Origin of the sequence: Duganella guangzhouensis (assembly GCF_009674535.1) — a bacterium.
Taxonomy (GTDB): Bacteria; Pseudomonadota; Gammaproteobacteria; order Burkholderiales; family Burkholderiaceae_D; genus Rugamonas; species Rugamonas guangzhouensis.
The window spans coordinates 347532-363222 of sequence record NZ_WKJK01000008.1 but is presented as its reverse complement, the minus strand read 5'-3'; the positions used below and the strand labels follow the sequence as shown (position 1 = coordinate 363222).

Here is a 15691-nt window from a genome sequence, read left to right as displayed (position 1 = left end):
CTGCTGCGCCAGCGGCGCTATTGCGCGCCGCGTCGTCAGGCGCGACGGCCGCTGGTGCGCTGTGCGTGGCGGTGGTCGACGGCGTGGCCTTGGCCGGAGCGGCGGCGGTCAGGCTGGCGGCGGGGAGGCGCAGCAGGCCGCGGGTGCCGGTGACGATCAGCGTGCCGTCCGGGGCCACGGTGGCGCCGGTGAACGGGAAGCGGGTCTTCAGCGGCAGCGCGGTGAAGCTTTGTCCCTGATCGCGGCTAGCGACGATCTGGCCGGCCGAGCCGAGCAGCAGCACGGTGTCATCGGCTAATTGCAGACCGGCGATCAGCGATGCATCAACCGGCGTCTGGACTTCGGTCCATGCCGCGCCCGGCTGGGCGCTGCGATACACCTTGCCGCGAAGGCCGTACAACATCAGCGTGCCCTGACGCGTGGCCAGGCCGCCGAACAGGCTGCCGCTGGCCGGCGAAGTCTGCGCGGAAAACGCGGCATCGGCGCCGGTGGTACCGGTAGCGCGCAGCAGCACGCCCTGTTCGCCAAACAGATATTGCTCCTGCTGGCGCTCTGCAATGCCGTAGTAAGTCGCACCATTCGGATTCGGCAGATTCTTCATCAGCGCCTGCCAGCTCTTGCCACCATCGGCGGTCGAGAACGCCAGACCATAGGCGCCCACCACCAGCGCCGAACCATCGCCCTGCAGACACAGGTCAAGGAAAGGCTTGTCGGCACCTTCGTCCACCAGACGCTGCGCGTCCGACAGCAACAGATTCAGCGGATGATCGGGATTATTCGGATCGGGCTTGACCGCATCCCAGGCTTGTTGCGCGGCTTGTTCGGCCAGCTCGGCGGCCTGCTTGCCATCGAACACACGCTTCCAACTCTGGCCGCCGTCGCTGCTGCGCAGCACCACGCCCATATTGCCGACCGCCCAGCCTTCACGCTCATTGGCGAAACGCAGCGCGGTTAGCGTCACGCTGACCGGCACCTGCGCCTGCGACCAATGCTGACCGGAGTCGTCGGAATAGATAATGAGACCGCGCTCGCCAGCCGCCACCAAGCGACTGCCGCTACGCACCACGGCCATCAGATTGGCCTGCTCCGGCCGCGCGACCTTCAGCGCCGGACGCAGCAGGGCGGCAGGCAGCGCCACGCCGGGGGGCGCTGCCGCCGCTGCAGCCGCCGTCGCAGCCGCAGCGGCCGACAACGAAGCCGCCGCCCCAGTCGCAACGGCAGTCGCTGTAGCCGTCGCCGGCAACACGGCAGCGGCAGCTGCTGCGGCAGGCGATGCAGTGGATGCCGCCTCGGCACCGACCAGCAACGCGTCAGCCGCCAGGGCGGCCAACGCTGCCAGCACCGCTGCGGCATTGCGCCGCATGAGGATGCTGATCGCCTTCATATCAACGCACGCCGCCGCTGGCCAGCGCACTGGACGTGAACTTGGTCAGCTGTTTTGCATCGTAGTCCTGATAGCTCACGCCACCGGTTTCGTTGATGGCCGCCGCATACACCCAGCCGCCGCTCAGCAGATCGAACCAGGTGTAGCTCAGCGTACTGGCCGACGGCTCATCGCCCGCCAGCAGCGTGAAGGCCTGACCGGTCTTCCACAGCTTGCCCTGCGCATCCCAGGTATCGGCCAGCACCGCCTGCCAGGTGTCCTCGTCCAGATACAGACGACGCTTGGCCGCCACGTTACGCTTGTCCTTGGCCAGCGAAGCTTCCAGCACCCACACGCGGTGCAGTTCCCAACGCACCGCGTCCGGATTCAGCGTACCCTTGCCGATCACCGCATTCACCGGCTTGCGGAACAGGCCGTTGTTGTTGTACGGGATGTAGATCTCTTTCTTGCCAATCAGCTTGACGTCATAACGGTCCTGCGCGCCGATGAACAGATTCACGTCATCGAAGTTGGCCAGACCAGCTGCCGATGGATCCGGAGTGTCATACACCAGCGAAGGCGACTTGCGCACGCGGCGTTGGCCCGGCACATACTGCCAGCCATCCTTCGGCTTGGTGTAGTTGTCGACATAGTCGATGGTCATCAGCGCCTGGCCGGCATTGGCTGGCGGCTCGGTCACGTCCAGACGCGCGCGCGCCCACTCGCCGTTGAAGCCGTCCGCCTTGCCTTTCGGATCGTAGTACGGATATGCCAGACCGGTGCGCTGACGGTTGGTCAGCACGCGGTCGCCGCTGGAGGTCATCACGTATTTGTCGGCGGTGAAGGTGGTCAGCTGGCCGCGATAGCTCAGCATGTGGTTCCACAGCGCTTCGTGGCCGTTCTTCGGCACCGGGAATGGAATGCCGCCGTAAGCGCCTTCCACCGTCAGGCCGCCGTTGGCCAGCTTGGCGCGGGTGGCGTTGGCGGCCACCGCGTCATAGATCGCCTGCGAGAACACCGCGCTGCGGTGCGATGGGTAGACGTCGATACGCATGCCCGACCATTTGGCCAGCAGCGCCTTGGTGCCATCACTCAGCTTGTCGGCATATTGAGTCTGGTTGGCGTTGGTGATTTGCAGCACAGGCTTCTCGCTGGCATACGGATCGGGACGCTTGTTGTCGGCGCCCGGTTTGGTGTCCACGGCTTTACCGTCCCAGGCCGGGATGGTGCCTTCCTTGTTGGCGGCGCGCTCGGCGCCCATCGGCGTCAGGTTGCCGGATTTCAGATTAGGCGCCTGAGCAAAAGCGCTGGCCACGAGGGCGGCCATGCTGACCGCCACCAGATTGCGAATATTCTTGTTCATCTCAATGTCTCCTCTATCAGAAACTGGTTTGCAGGCTGAAGCGCACGTAGTCACGGTCCAGCAGTGGCTGGGTGGTGGCTTTGCCGCGATAATTGATGAAGGTCAGGTTGGCGATGTACTTGGTCAGGTAGGTGCCGGTGACGCCAAGCGCGATCTCGCCGCCATGGTCGGGACTGCCCGAGAACGGGAACGCGGTATCGATCACCGATTTGCCCTTGAAGGCCCAGCCGACGTTAACCGGTACCGCCAGGTCCAGGCCGGACAGCACTTGATACCAGCTTGGCGTGAACACGACGCGGCCACCGTAGGCGGTCTTGTTGAGCGCGGTGTCGACTTTTTCTGGATTGTCCTTCACGCTCAGCAGGTGATTGGCCGACAGCTCGCCCACCACGCTCAGGCCGTCATACCAACCGCTGGCGCCGCTGACGATGGTGGTCGACAGATTCAGGTGCGAGGTGCGGCCGGTAGGGTAGGGCGTATTGGCGTCCAGCCAGGACGCGGTCTGGCCGGCTGGCAGCACCACCGTGCCTTGCTTGGCGTTCAGCGCCTGGCCGTCGCGGACCGAGGCTTCCAGGCCGACGTTGGCGATGCCGATCAGGCGCGAGATGCTGGCGCCGAACGACTTCACGCCTTTCGGCACGGCCAGGTAGTAGGTGCGGGTCGCGGCCTGCGTCACGACTTGCGTCGAGGTGTCGTTGTAGCGGATCGCGTAGAAGCCCAGATCGGAATCCAGCAGTTCGCTGCGGGTGTTCAGCGCCACGCCGAAGTTCTTCGGCAGATCGCCCTTGAACAGGCCGGCGTTGCGCAGTTTGAGTGGACCGGCCCAGATCGATTCCGCGCCATCGCCCAGCATGTCAGTCGAGCTCAGGTAGCTGCCGGCCGGATTCAGGCGGGTCGGACGGTATTTGAACTGCACATAGGCTTCGATGCTGGTGTCGTTGGTCAGCTGCAGGGTGCTGGACAGCTGCGGCACTGGAATCGTGGTTTCCTTGGCCTGGGTGCCCGGAATCGACAGCTTGTACAGATCGATCGGCGCCATGCCCTTGGCGATGCCGTTCATGCCGAAGAACAGCGTGGTGCCCCAGATCAGCGAGTGCTGGCCCAGACGGTAGGACAGGGTGCTGTCGCCGATCTGGTTTTTGCCGAACACAAACCAGTCCAGCATTTCGGCGTTGCGGCCGGCGATGCGGGTGGTTTCGTCCGAGAACTCGTTGGCGCTGACGCCGACGTTGTTGGTGGTCGCGGTCGAGGTGTTGGAGGTGTGGTTGTTGTACACCGAGTCGTACCAGGCGGCGCCGCTCAGGCGCAGGCCGAAGCCGTCTTTCTGGATGTCGAACTCGGTCAGCAGGTCGTAGCGGCTGGAAATCAGGCCGGTGCTGAAGTTGCGGTCGCCGTCGTCGTTATTGACTTTGGTCGAGCCAGTGGTCAGCGCCGGATTCTGCGATTCGACGCGGACGCCGGCGCTGTATTTCAGCGTGTTATCCCAGCGGATTTGCCAGTCGCCGCCGGGGTTAAGATCAGCGGCGTGCGCCGAGCTACCCACCATCGCGGCGATGGCGGATGCGATTGCCAGTTTCTTCATTTTTGTCTCCGTTGTTGTAATTTTTTACGGGGTACGGCTGCTTATCCGAGGCTGCCGGTCACGTCGTCGAACAGCTCATCGACCGACAGTCGCCGCGGGATAATTTTTTGATCGAGCGCCCAGTCGATGGCCAGTTGGATGCCCTTGCGATTGGCTTCCAGGCCGAGCGGCGGGAAGATCGCCGGCACGCCGCCTTCGGCTTGCTGGCGGCCTTCGGTGATCATGCGGTAGATCTCGCGCACCGCCGCCGGGTTCTGCTTCGATACGTCTTCATGCACCACGAAGAAGTGGTTGACCGGCACCACGTTCTCGCGCTCGAACCATTTGAGCGCGGCGTTGTGGGCGTCCGGCACCAGCGTGCGCACGCGTTCATCTTTCGGCATGTCCTCGCCCAGCAGGGCGGCGGCCAGTTCGCCTTTCATCATCAGATCGGGAATCGACGAGCCGGCCGGCAGACGCTTGCAATTTTCTGGATCGCTGTACTCGGCCAGATGGCCATCGCCCAGCGTGCGCCACAGGACTTTGTCCAGATCGACGCCGTATTCGTGGCGCAGAATGCCGCGTATCCACAGTGCGGTGGTCTGGGTGTAGGTGCGCACGCCGACTTCACGGCCTTCGATGTCTTTCGGATCGAGGTGGCCGAAGTCGATATTGAAACCGGCGCAGTGGTGCTGGAAGCGGCCCGAGATCGGCGCCGGCAGCAGCACGTACGGCTTGCCGAACGCCTTGGCTTGCAGGAAGGTGACGATGGCCAGTTCGCCGGCGTCGAATTTATTCTCGCGCACCATGGCTTTGAAGCCGTTGTGCGCAGGCGTAGGACCGCAGAAGTCCAGCTTGACGATGTCGGACGAGACGCGGCCATCCAGCAGCGCCTTGGTGACTTTGTATTCGGAGAGGTTGGTGCGTAATACGGTGGTCATGTTTGGTTCCTTGATTAGTACAGACGGACTTCAATCAGGGTTGGGCCTTGCTCGCGGGCGGAGTTGGCCATGGCTTTATAGAAGCCTTCGGCGCTGTCGACCGCCACGGCCGGCACGCCCATGCTCTTGGCCATCGCCAGCCAGTCGATGCTTGGCCTGTCGATATCGATCATGGCCAGTGCTTGCGGGCCTGGCGCGCCGGCGCCCATGTTGGCGTATTCGGCTTTCAGGATCGCGTAGCTGTTGTTGGCGAAGATGATGGTGGTGACGTTCAAGCCTTCGCGCGCCTGGGTCCACAGCGACTGGATGGTGTACATGGCGCTGCCATCACCCACCATGCAGAACACGCGGCGGTCCGGGCAGGCCAGCGCGGCGCCGGTGGCAACCGGCGTGCCGTAGCCAATTGAGCCGCCCATGTTGTTGATCAGGTCGTGCGGCGCGGCGCCGACTGTCAGGCCCATGGTTTCGCGGCCGGTGGTCAGCGATTCATCGACCAGGATGCAGTGCTCGGGCAGCGCGGCGGCCAACGCAGCGGCGATGCTGGCCGGGTTCAGCGCGCCTTGCGGAATCACGGCTTCGGCGCGCGCTTGCAGCACCGGCGTGGCGCTGCCGGCATCCAGCGCGTACAGCAGCATGTCGAGCGCGGCTTCGCTGTCTTCATTGGCTTCGGCCAGCTTGTGCACCACGGTGCCCGGTGCTTTCAGCAGGCTCGGTTTGTCCGGGTAGCTGAAGAAGGCGATTGGCTCGGTGGTTTCCAGCGTGATGATGTGCTTGAAGCCCTTGAGGAATTCCAGCGCCTGCGGCACCGCGTACGGGATGCGTTCCAGCGTGACGCGGCCGGCACCGCGCTCGATGCGCGAGGTGAAGAACTGGGTCGCCAGGCGGCAACCGGTGGCGGCCTTCAGCTTGCCGGCCAGTTCCACGGCGCGGCCACGGGTGGCGCGGTTGGCCAGGATCACCAGCGCCGGCTCGCCGGAGCGCAGCACCTTGGCGATGGCTTCGATGCGCGCCGGCTCGGGGCGCTTGATTTGCGGCGCCGCCGGTGGCGGCACCAGCGCGGCCGCGTCGCCAGCTTCCTGCCACGAGGCGTCGCCTGGCAGCAGCAAGGTCGCGATTTGTCCTGGATGCTCGCTCGCTTTGGCGATCGCGGTCGACACGTCCCACGCCACCGACTGCGGCGATTCAACGCGGCGCACCCAATGGCTGAGTGGTCGCGCCAGACCTTCGATGTCCGAGGTCAGCGGCGGATCGTACTTCAGGTGCGACGCCGAATGCTCGCCCACGATGTTGACCATGCCGGACGAAGCGCGCTTGGCGTTGTGAATATTCGCCAGGCCGTTGGCCAGCCCCGGCCCCAGGTGCAGCAGGGTGGAGGCGGGCGTGCCCTTCATGCGGTAGTAGCCGTCCGCCGCGCCGGTGCAAATGCCTTCGAACAGGCACAGCACACTCTTCATGCGCGGGTTCTCCAGCGCCTTCAGGAAGTGCATCTCCGAGGTGCCGGGATTGGCGAAGCAGATATCAACACCCTGGTCGGTCAGGGTCTTGACCAGGCTTTCGGCGCCGTTCATCTTAGTACCCTGCCATTTCGCGTGCTTTGCCGATCACGCCGTAGCTGCGCTGCGGCGCCGACATCAGGAAGCTGTAGCCTTCCTTCAGCAGACGCTCGTAGTTGGCGGCGGTGACGTGCGGATTGCCGACCTTGACGCCATTTTTATGGCAGGTGGCGACGATCTGCGCCATCGCGGCCAGCACTTCCGGGTGGTCGTATTGGCGCGCCAGGCCCAGTTCCTGCGACAGGTCGCCTTCGCCGATCAGCACGAAGCCGATGCCGGGCACGTTCTTCAGCATGTCGTCCAGATTTTCAATCGCCTGGGTCGATTCGATCATCAGGCCGCACAGGATTTCGCCGTTCGGGTTCAGCGGCCAGACGTCGGCCTTGGCGTAGTATTCCTGCTGGGTCAGACCCCAGTAGCGCGAAGCGTTCATCGGACCGTCGCCGCGCACGCCTTTGGGCTCGTACAGCGGAGCGTTTTTCGGACGCGCATAGCGGCACGATGCCACCGCGTTGTAAGCCTGTTCCACCGTCGCCACGTGCGGCGTGATCACGCCGTAGACGCCGCGATCCAGCACCTGCTTGGCGAACGACTGATTCATCTCGACGCCGTTGGCCGGAATGCGCGCCAGCGGGGTCACTTGCGGCGCCAGCGAGCCGCTGGTGGCGATCTGTTTGCGGTTCAGCAGGTACTGCAGCGAATCGCCCAGCGCCGACACGTCGTACGGGTTGTGCTCCATTTCGAACACGATGCCGTCATACGGCGCGTCGCTCATGTCGATGGCCGACTGCTTGTCGATTTTGGAGAACGCGGTGAATGCGACTTTGCCTTGTTCCCAGGCGCGGATGATGCCGTTCAAGCGGTTGTTGCTCATGGTGTTCCTCGTTTATTTGGTTGTTGGTTTGTCGGCGTTCCAGTACATGAAGCCCATGCCTTCGCCGGTGCCGGCGGCGGTGCGCCAGCACGGTACGTAGTCGACCAGAGTCATCTCGGCGCCGGTCTCTTCGACGGCTTTCATCACGCTGACGTACAGCTTGATTTCCGAGGTGCCGGACTGGTAGTAGCCATCCGGGATGGCGGCCAGGCCGTCGTAGTCGTACTCGCTCAACATCTTCATGACCTTGTGGTCGAACTCTTCATCGTTGACGAAGTGCGACAGGCCACCGGAGGCGAAGATGCCGACCCGCACGTCAGCTGGCCAGGCTTTGATCGCATCGCGCAGCACGCGGCCGAACTCGATGCAACGCGCCATCGACGGCTGGGTCGGCGGGTAGAAGCAGTTCATGATGACCGGCACGTGCGGCGGCGGATTGTCGTCCATGATCTGGTGATAGACGAAGCTGTAGGCGTGCGGCGCGACCGGATACTCCGGCAGCGGTTTCATCCATACGTTGTCCGGCCACTTGAACAGGTCGGTCAGGTCGAAGCCTTCTTTCTGGAAGGCGTCGATCAGGTAGTTCGCCAGTTCCGGATGGCATGCGTGGGTCACATGGTGGTCCGGTGCGTACACCGAGCGTTGTGGTGGGCCGTTGTGCACGTCCTTGCCGGTGTAGATCGCGATCGACGGCGAGAAGTCGAGGAAGATTTCCTTCTGGTCCTTGCCGAGGATGATGGCGACGTCGATCTTGGCTTCGCGATAGGCTTCGGCCATCTTGTCCAGCGCGGCGCGGCAGCGGGCGGCGCGCGCGGTGCGTTCTTCGATGGTCAGGAACGGTTCAAACGCGGCTTCGCGGTGGGCTTCCAGTTCCGGGTAGGTCCAGGTGCGGTTGCGGAACCACAGTTCCGGATTGTTGCGGTCGCGCTCACCGTTGTTCAGCCAGTCTTCCGGCGCCTGGCCCAGCATGCCGCTGTGAGGGACGGCCATGCCGAATACGATTTTTGCCATGAGTAATCCTCTGTAGTTTTATGTGTCAGGCTGCGCTTTTGTTTTGCGTGCCGTTGTCGGGAGTCTTGGTTGCCGGGGCCGCCGGCTCGGTCACTTTCGGTGCCCATTCGGGACGGAACAGCACCGCCGTGGCGACCGCGCCGATGATCAGGAATACGAAGATCACCAGCATCGGCAAGTCATAGCTGCCGCTGATGTGCAACAACCAGCCGGACAAGCTGGCGGCGACGCCGCCGGCCAGCGAGGTGGCGACCTGCTGCACGCCGGTGACGGCGCCGATCGCCTGTTTCGGAATCAGGGTCAGACGCGACAGCGCCAGGTTGTTGGCGGTGGCCAGCCCCAGCAGCGACAGCGACAGCACGTTCCAGAACAGCGCCGCTTCCAGCGTCTGCGCATACGCGCCCAGCAGCACGGTGCAGCCGCCGATGAAGCCGGCGATGATGAAGGCCTTGCGCACCAGCACTGGGTCCTTGCCGCTGGCGATCACGCGGTCGGCCGCCCAGCCGGCGATGGCGGCGACGATGGCGATGCCGGCAAAGCTGAAGAAGGTGTAGACGCCGGATTTTTCCAGCGACAGCCCGCGCTGCTCGACCAGATAGGCCGGCATCCAGCTCATGCAGTAGAAGGTGAAATAGCCGTAGCAGAAGTTGGTAATCATGCCGCCCCACACGACCGGGCTGGACAAGATGGCGCCGAACGTCACCGACGAGGCCTTGCGCTTGGCCGTGGCCAGCTGTTCCTTGTTGGGGAAGTCGTTGCGGACCAGACCCAGCCACGGCGCCAGCCACAGCAGGCCGACGATGCCGGTGGCGACGAACATGATGTTCCACGAATAGTTGACGATCAACCAGGCACCCACCGGCGCGCCGATGGCCGGGCCGAACTTGTTGCCCATCGCCAGAATCCCGACCGCGAAGCCGTTCTGGCTCTCGTCGAAATTATTGCGTATCCAGCGGTAGCTGGCCGGGATAACAATGGCTTCGGTGGCGCCGATAATCAGGCGCATGATGACCAGCGCCGACAGCGCCGTCACCGCCCCCATCGCCGCCGTCGCCAGACACCAGGCGGCGAAGCAGATCGCGTAAGGCCACTTGACGCCGTAGCGGTCGGCCACCACCCCCATCGGAATCTGGAACAGGCCGTAGGACCAGAAGAAGGCGGCGTTGATCCAGCCGCGATCCACGCTCGACAACGCGAATTCCTTGACGAAGTTGTGGTCGGCCAGCGCCGATGAAATGCTGGTGCGGTCGATGAAGGAAATCAGTACGCCGATCGCCAGCAGACCAAGAATGGTCCAGCGGCTGGCGGCGCCATGCACCGGCTTGCCTGGTTTGTTCGTCTCCATATTCTTCTTTCTCAGGCTTTAGGCCAGGCTTGGGTACAGCTGTTTGGCGGTCTTCTCGAAGATCCAGGCGCGGTCTTCATCGCTCAGCGAGGCCAGACCTTTTTGCGCGGTGGCCAGAATCTCGGCCAGCGTGCCCGGCGAGGTCGGGAAGTTCGAACCCCAGGCCAGACGCTGCGCGCCAAACTCTTTCACCACGGCCGGGAAGAAGGTGTCGGCGCTGGCCTTTTCCTTTTTCACGTCGCCGAAAATGCGCGGGGTCAGCTTGAAGTAGATGTTCTCCAGCGGCGCCAGGTCGAACATCGACTTGGCGTTGGCGTATGGAGGACCGTCGAGCACGTCCGGGCGGCCCAGGTGGTCGAGGATGATCTTCACTTTCGGGAAACGCTTGGCCAGCGCGGTCACTTGCGGCAGACCGATCGGACCGGTCTGGATGCACATCGGGATGTTCAGCTCGGCGCACAGTTCCCACGATGGATACGAGCGCGGATCTTCCAGTTCGCTCGGATCGAACTCTTTGGTGCTGCCGCCGGTGAACAGGCGCAGGCCGGCCAGGCCGCGTTCTTTCCACTCGATGATTTTTTGCGTGGCGTCTTCCGCCAGCACGTCGACCGAGCCGACTGCGACCAGGCGATCCTTGTACTGGTTGCAGCCGTCGACGACGTAGCTGTTGTCGAAACCGTAGGTGGTGGACGAGTGCACCACGGCGGCTTTGGCGACACCGGCGGCGTCCATGGCGGCGATCAGCGCTTCCACGGTGCTTGGACGTTCCTGCGACCAGTCCGAGCGTTTGCCGAACAGCGGTGCTGGTGGGTAGGCCTTCTCGTCGTCCGAGATGATGTGCGGGTGGATGTCTACGATAGAGGTCATATTATTTACCTTGTGCTTTCAAGCGTTTGTCCAGGCGTGGGAACACGCGGCGCGCATTGCCTTCGAAGATTTTCTGACGGTCTTCAGCACTCAGCGAGGCGATGCCGTCGACGTAGCGCTTGGTGTCGTCGAAGTAGTGGCCGGTGCAAGGGTCTTTGCCGCGTACCGCACCGATCATTTCGGAACCGAACAGCACGTTGTCCGCAGGGATGACCTTGGTCAGCAGTTCGACCCCAGGCTGGTGGTAGACGCAAGTGTCGAAGAAGATGTTGTTCAGCAGACCTTCCAGCGGACGGTCCATCATCTCCAGCGACATGCCGCGGTAACGGCCCCAGTGGTAAGGTACGGCGCCGCCGCCATGCGGAATGATCAGGCGCAGGGTAGGGAAGTCCTTGAACAGGTCCGATTGCAGGATCTGCATGAAGGCGGTGGTGTCGGCGTTCAGGTAGTGGGCGCCGGTGCCGTGGAAGCACGGGTTGCACGAGGCGGCGACGTGGATCATGGCCGGCACGTCGAGGTCGCACAGCGCTTCGAAGATCGGATACCACTCGCGGTCGGTGATCGGCTTGCCGGTCCAGTAGCCGCCGGTCGGATCGGGATTCAGGTTGGCGCCGACAAAGCCCAGCTCTTCGACGCAACGGCGCAGTTCAGGCACGCTGTTCTTCGGTGGCGCCAGTGGCGATTGCGGCAGCTGGCACACTGGCGCGAAATTGTCCGGATACATTTCGGTGACGCGGAACACCAGGTCGTTCGAGATTTCGGCCCACTCCAGGCTGGTGCGCTCGTTGCCCAGGTGGTGGCTCATCAGGCCGGCGATCGGCGAGAACAGGGTCAGGTCGCCGCCGCGCTCTTGTTGCAGCTTCAGCTGGCCGCCGCCGATGGCTTCGCGGATCTGGTCGTCGGACACATAGGCTTCATCGCGCGATGGACCGTTGGTTGGATCGTTGGCGAACTCAACCTGCTTGGCGCGGAAGTCGCGGAAGGATTTTGGGACGGTCGTGAAGTGACCGTGGCAATCGATAATCATGGTGTCTCCGGTGTTATTGGGCGTTTGGATCAACGAACAGTTCGTCGATGGCCATGCGGCGCGCGGTCAGACCTTGCTTGAAGGCGGTGGCTTCCAGCGTTTCGATGGTCTTCAGGTTTTCCTGCAGGCCGTATGGCAGCGGATCGTGGCCGACGATCTCTTGCAGCGCTTTGTACTTTTTGTCGCCGGCGGTGTTGGCTTCGCCCGAATCCAGCTTGGCCAGCCATTCTTTCTTCGCTTGATCGAAGGCTTTGTAGAGCGATTGGGCGATCCATGGATGCTCGGCCAGTACCGAATCCTTGACCACGATGGTGCCGTGCATTGGGTACACGCCGGTGCGGCCGTAGTATTCCTTTTCCAGCTCGGCCGCGTTCGGCAGCAGGTCCGGGTAGTCGGCTTCCACTTCCTGCCAGCCGCCGGTTGGCGCGCCGGTGCGGCCGATGCCTGCCGCGCCTTCGTTGCCGGCCACCAGTTCGCCTTTGGCCATCATGTCGGCCAGCGAGGTGTCTTTCTCGGCGTGGATCACGTTGGCTGGCAGTTTCAGTTGGGTGACGTGTTCTTCATCGTCCACCACCCAGGTGACTTTGGAGGCGTCCAGGCCGAATTCGTCGATCAGCACCTGACGGTTCCACACACCGGTGGTGACCGAGTAGGCGCGCACGCCGACCTTCTTGCCTTCCAGGTCTTTCGGGTGTTTGATGTTGGCGTCCGGACGAACCAGCAGGCCGCCGTGGTGGAAGCGGCGCACCACGAAGATCGGCAGGCCGACGAAAGGCGCGCCGTAGGAACGGGCGATGATGTAGGTGGTGGGGGCCAGTTCGCACACATCGAATTCAACGTCACGCACCATGCGGCGGAAGGCGCCGATCTGTGGTTTGACGGTGATGAATTCGGCATCCACGCCTTCGATCGGAATCGAACCGTTCTTGATGGCGATGGTGTGTGGGTGATCGGCGATGGCGATCGTGAGCTTAACTTTGTTAGCCAACTTCATTCTCCTTGTGTTTGATGGTGCAAGAATAAGAGCTGGCCTCGCAGTAGTCTCTACACAAAAATTACATTCGCTGGCACTTTTTGTTTCGGGCCTTGTCTCTGTCAAAGGTCAGGGATATAGTGCTTGCCAGGAGGCGACAATGACTCAAAATGCGATGACAAAGTATCAACGCGACCCCGACGGCAAAGCCCGTCTGACCACGGTGCCCAAGGTGCGTCTGTACGTGGAAAAACAAGAGGAACGTGACAACTGGTTTGTAAATATCGGCCACGTTACCGAGCGTGGGCGCTGGCGTACCGAACCGCACGCACACCCGCATTACGGGCAGGTGATCTTTGTGCGCAATGGCCGTGGCGTGATGAATCTGGAAGGGCACTCAGTGCCGTTCGAAGCGCCGTGCGCGCTGCTGCTGCCGAATGAATCGGTGCACGGATTGGATTACGAGGTCGACGTCGATCGCTGGGTGGTGACGATCGAGGTATCGTATCTGCACCAGATCAACAGCAAGCTGCAGGACTTCATCAAGCTGTGGGCGTCGCCGCGCGTGATCCCGCTGTCATACGCGGCCGAGTCGGCGGACGAATTCTTTGGCGTCATCACAAAGCTGTCGCACGAAGTGGCGGCCAAGACCATCGGTCACGTGGTCGGCACTGAAGCGCTGCTGACGTCGCTGCTGCTGATGCTGGTGCGCGGCGCGCACATGGACGAGCTGGAAAGCAAGGTTGCCAGTGGCAGCGAGATTCGTCTGGCTGATCGTTTCCGCGAGCTGATCGACCAGCATTATCGCGAGAATCTGCAGCTGCAGAATTACGCGTCGATGATGGGCGTATCGCTGGTGCAGCTGCGTGCCTCGTGCGCGGCGGCGGTGGGGCAGAGTCCGACCAAAATGATCCACGCCCGCATCATCACCGAAGCCAAGCGCAACCTGATCTTCGGCGACATGACGATGGAGCAGATCGCCTACTGGCTGGGCTTTACCGACGCCGCCTACTTCACCCGCTTCTTCCGCAAGGAAGTGGGCCAAACCCCAAGCCAGTTCCGCATCGCCGCCCGGCGCTCATAAACTGATTCCAGCGCCCACCGTATAAGGTCGTGCCGGCGCACTGCTTGTCCAATGCGTATCTGGATTGCGCAATGCGCCACAATTTCATAGCACGCCGCCGGTGGCAATCGCATTAAGCACTTGACGTACCGCGATTGCGCCTGGCTCGGTGTCCAGATAATCCATGGGGGCGACATTCAGGAACGTCAGACTTGGGGTGCGTAGCCAGTTTTTTGCTGCCTCATCATCTTCAAATACTTCTTGGGCGAAGTGCATGAGGTCAGCCAGACGCCAGATGCGTTCCGATGCTGCCGCATCCATCAGGGCGCCGCGCTTTATCAGCGAATGCGCCGTCGTTTCCGGCAGTTTGAGAATCGTGCGGATGCGCTGAGTAGGAACGGCGAAATACTGACCTGCATCCTTCAGCAAACTTGCCGGTAGGCCGGTACGGATAGCTTCTATCGCGCCGCTGCGGTCGGTGGCGTATCGGGCGATCAGCTTACTGAAGCTGTCCGCTGCCGGTGGCCGCCCGTCAACGCGGGATGCAGGGTCTTTCGTCGGCATGTTGGTACTTCCAATCAGTTGTCCAGAATAGGCTGATTGGAGCTTGTTTTCAAGCGAGGTGGTGCGTTAGCGCGGGTAGAGCGCGCCCAGTACGCGCTCGCCTTGCGCGCCGGTGACGGCGGGCAGGTTGCCGGCCAGGCGTTCGCTGAAGCGGTAGCCCAGCCACGCGAAGGCCAGCGCTTCGACGCGGTTGGGCGCGACGCCCAATGCCTGCGTGGACGCCACCAATACCTGATTGCCCAGCTCGTCCGCCAATGCGGACATCAGCACGCTGTTGTAGGCGCCGCCGCCGCAGATGTAGACCGCATCCGCGCCGCCGCCGTAAGCTTTGATGGCGTCGGCCAGCGTGACGGCGGTGTATTGCGTCAGCGTGCGCTGCACGTCTTCCGGCGCGGCTGGCGCATGCACGGCCAGACGCGTGTCCAGCCAGTCCAGATGGAACAGGTCGCGGCCGGTGCTTTTCGGCGCGGGCAGTGCCAGATAAGGTTCCTTCAGCAGTTCCGTCAGCAATTCGGGGATGACTTTGCCGCTGGCGGCCCAGGCGCCGTCGGCGTCGTATTCCTGCTGGCGATGGCGGTGAATCCAGGCGTCCATCAGCACGTTGCCGGGACCGGTATCGAAACCGATCACGCGGCCATCGCCCGACAGCACGCTGATATTCGAGATGCCGCCGATATTCGCCACCACGCGCGGCTGGCCTTCCTTGCCAAACAAGGCCTGATGGAAGGCCGGCACCAGCGGCGCGCCCTGGCCGCCGGCGGCGATGTCGCGGCTGCGGAAGTCGGCAATCACGTCGATGCCGCACAACTCGGCCAGCAGCGCCGGATTATTGGTCTGGCGCGTAAAGCCCAGTTCGGGACGATGGCGGATGGTCTGGCCATGCACCGCCACCGCGCGCACCTCGGTTGGCGCGCGGCCAGATTCGCGCAGCAGCTCGGCCACGCATTGCGCGTAGTGCTGCGCCAGTTGGTTGGCCGCCAGCGCCTCGCGCTCGATCTCGTTGTCGCCGCTGGCCTGCAACGCCATCAGCTCGGCCCGCAGCGACGGCGGGAATGCGATGTACGCGGCGGCCAGCGTGGTGATCGCCGCGCCGTCAAACTGCGCCAGCGCGCCATCGACGCCATCCAGGCTGGTGCCCGACATTAATCCGATATACAAAGCCATGCGATTCCTCCCGATGATGCTG

The 15691-nt window shown here is 63.0% G+C and carries 14 protein-coding genes; 1 reads left to right on the top strand and 13 read right to left on the bottom strand.

What is annotated here, in order from left to right:
* The 11 genes from GJ699_RS17660 to GJ699_RS17610 form a co-directional block, all read right to left on the bottom strand.
* On the bottom strand, positions 1-1384 hold a 1384-nt coding region (locus tag GJ699_RS17660; protein ID WP_229262139.1), incomplete at its 3' end, for a WD40/YVTN/BNR-like repeat-containing protein.
* A gap of 1 nt (position 1385) precedes the next feature.
* Positions 1386-2726, bottom strand: coding sequence for a DUF1329 domain-containing protein (locus tag GJ699_RS17655; RefSeq protein WP_154378587.1), 1341 nt, complete (start codon positions 2724-2726; stop codon positions 1386-1388).
* A gap of 16 nt (positions 2727-2742) precedes the next feature.
* On the bottom strand, positions 2743-4308 hold the full coding sequence (locus tag GJ699_RS17650; protein ID WP_154378585.1) for a DUF1302 family protein: 1566 nt from the start codon (positions 4306-4308) through the stop codon (positions 2743-2745).
* Between the two features lie 41 nt (positions 4309-4349).
* The gene (locus tag GJ699_RS17645) at positions 4350-5228 is read right to left on the bottom strand and encodes a substrate-binding domain-containing protein (RefSeq protein ID WP_154378583.1); all 879 of its coding nucleotides are present in this window, start codon (positions 5226-5228) and stop codon (positions 4350-4352) included.
* 14 nt (positions 5229-5242) lie between these two features.
* Complete coding sequence (locus tag GJ699_RS17640) at positions 5243-6796, bottom strand: acetolactate synthase large subunit (RefSeq protein ID WP_154378581.1); 1554 nt, start codon at positions 6794-6796, stop codon at positions 5243-5245.
* A gap of 1 nt (position 6797) precedes the next feature.
* Positions 6798-7655 (bottom strand): HpcH/HpaI aldolase family protein, encoded by an 858-nt coding sequence (locus tag GJ699_RS17635; RefSeq protein ID WP_154378579.1) that lies wholly within the window; start codon positions 7653-7655, stop codon positions 6798-6800.
* A 12-nt stretch (positions 7656-7667) separates the two neighbouring features.
* Entirely contained in the window at positions 7668-8666 is a 999-nt protein-coding gene (locus tag GJ699_RS17630; protein WP_154378577.1) for a DODA-type extradiol aromatic ring-opening family dioxygenase, read from the bottom strand.
* Between the two features lie 25 nt (positions 8667-8691).
* Positions 8692-10011: an MFS transporter gene (locus tag GJ699_RS17625; protein ID WP_154378576.1), complete on the bottom strand. Its 1320-nt coding sequence runs from the start codon at positions 10009-10011 to the stop codon at positions 8692-8694.
* Positions 10012-10029: 18 nt separating this feature from the next.
* Entirely contained in the window at positions 10030-10878 is an 849-nt protein-coding gene (locus tag GJ699_RS17620; RefSeq protein WP_154378574.1) for an amidohydrolase family protein, read from the bottom strand.
* A gap of 1 nt (position 10879) precedes the next feature.
* Positions 10880-11905, bottom strand: a complete 1026-nt coding sequence (locus GJ699_RS17615; protein ID WP_154378572.1) for an amidohydrolase family protein — start codon at positions 11903-11905, stop codon at positions 10880-10882.
* A gap of 13 nt (positions 11906-11918) precedes the next feature.
* Positions 11919-12893 carry an ABC transporter substrate-binding protein gene (locus GJ699_RS17610; RefSeq protein ID WP_154378570.1) on the bottom strand — a complete coding sequence of 325 codons (975 nt, stop codon included), beginning with the start codon at positions 12891-12893 and terminating at the stop codon, positions 11919-11921.
* A 160-nt stretch (positions 12894-13053) separates the two neighbouring features.
* On the opposite strand from GJ699_RS17610, the gene GJ699_RS17605 reads away from it, so the two are divergent.
* Positions 13054-13962: a helix-turn-helix domain-containing protein gene (locus GJ699_RS17605; RefSeq protein ID WP_195763571.1), complete on the top strand. Its 909-nt coding sequence runs from the start codon at positions 13054-13056 to the stop codon at positions 13960-13962.
* Positions 13963-14046: 84 nt separating this feature from the next.
* Here GJ699_RS17605 and GJ699_RS17600 read toward each other — a convergent pair whose 3' ends face one another.
* Together GJ699_RS17600 and GJ699_RS17595 are read right to left on the bottom strand one after the other, a co-directional pair.
* The gene (locus GJ699_RS17600) at positions 14047-14505 is read right to left on the bottom strand and encodes an Xre family toxin-antitoxin system antitoxin (RefSeq protein ID WP_154378566.1); all 459 of its coding nucleotides are present in this window, start codon (positions 14503-14505) and stop codon (positions 14047-14049) included.
* Between the two features lie 66 nt (positions 14506-14571).
* On the bottom strand, positions 14572-15669 hold the full coding sequence (locus GJ699_RS17595; protein WP_154378564.1) for an anhydro-N-acetylmuramic acid kinase: 1098 nt from the start codon (positions 15667-15669) through the stop codon (positions 14572-14574).
* Positions 15670-15691: the final 22 nt, after the last annotated feature.

Coding starts and splice junctions, on each gene's coding strand:
- GJ699_RS17600 (WP_154378566.1), bottom strand. CDS start 14,505: ATGCCGACGAAAGACCCTGCATCCCGCGTTGACGGGCGGCCACCGGCA.
- GJ699_RS17630 (WP_154378577.1), bottom strand. CDS start 8,666: ATGGCAAAAATCGTATTCGGCATGGCCGTCCCTCACAGCGGCATGCTG.
- GJ699_RS17645 (WP_154378583.1), bottom strand. CDS start 5,228: ATGACCACCGTATTACGCACCAACCTCTCCGAATACAAAGTCACCAAG.
- GJ699_RS17655 (WP_154378587.1), bottom strand. CDS start 2,726: ATGAACAAGAATATTCGCAATCTGGTGGCGGTCAGCATGGCCGCCCTC.
- GJ699_RS17650 (WP_154378585.1), bottom strand. CDS start 4,308: ATGAAGAAACTGGCAATCGCATCCGCCATCGCCGCGATGGTGGGTAGC.
- GJ699_RS17615 (WP_154378572.1), bottom strand. CDS start 11,905: ATGATTATCGATTGCCACGGTCACTTCACGACCGTCCCAAAATCCTTC.
- GJ699_RS17635 (WP_154378579.1), bottom strand. CDS start 7,655: ATGAGCAACAACCGCTTGAACGGCATCATCCGCGCCTGGGAACAAGGC.
- GJ699_RS17625 (WP_154378576.1), bottom strand. CDS start 10,011: ATGGAGACGAACAAACCAGGCAAGCCGGTGCATGGCGCCGCCAGCCGC.
- GJ699_RS17605 (WP_195763571.1), top strand. CDS start 13,054: ATGACAAAGTATCAACGCGACCCCGACGGCAAAGCCCGTCTGACCACG.
- GJ699_RS17620 (WP_154378574.1), bottom strand. CDS start 10,878: ATGACCTCTATCGTAGACATCCACCCGCACATCATCTCGGACGACGAG.
- GJ699_RS17595 (WP_154378564.1), bottom strand. CDS start 15,669: ATGGCTTTGTATATCGGATTAATGTCGGGCACCAGCCTGGATGGCGTC.
- GJ699_RS17640 (WP_154378581.1), bottom strand. CDS start 6,796: ATGAACGGCGCCGAAAGCCTGGTCAAGACCCTGACCGACCAGGGTGTT.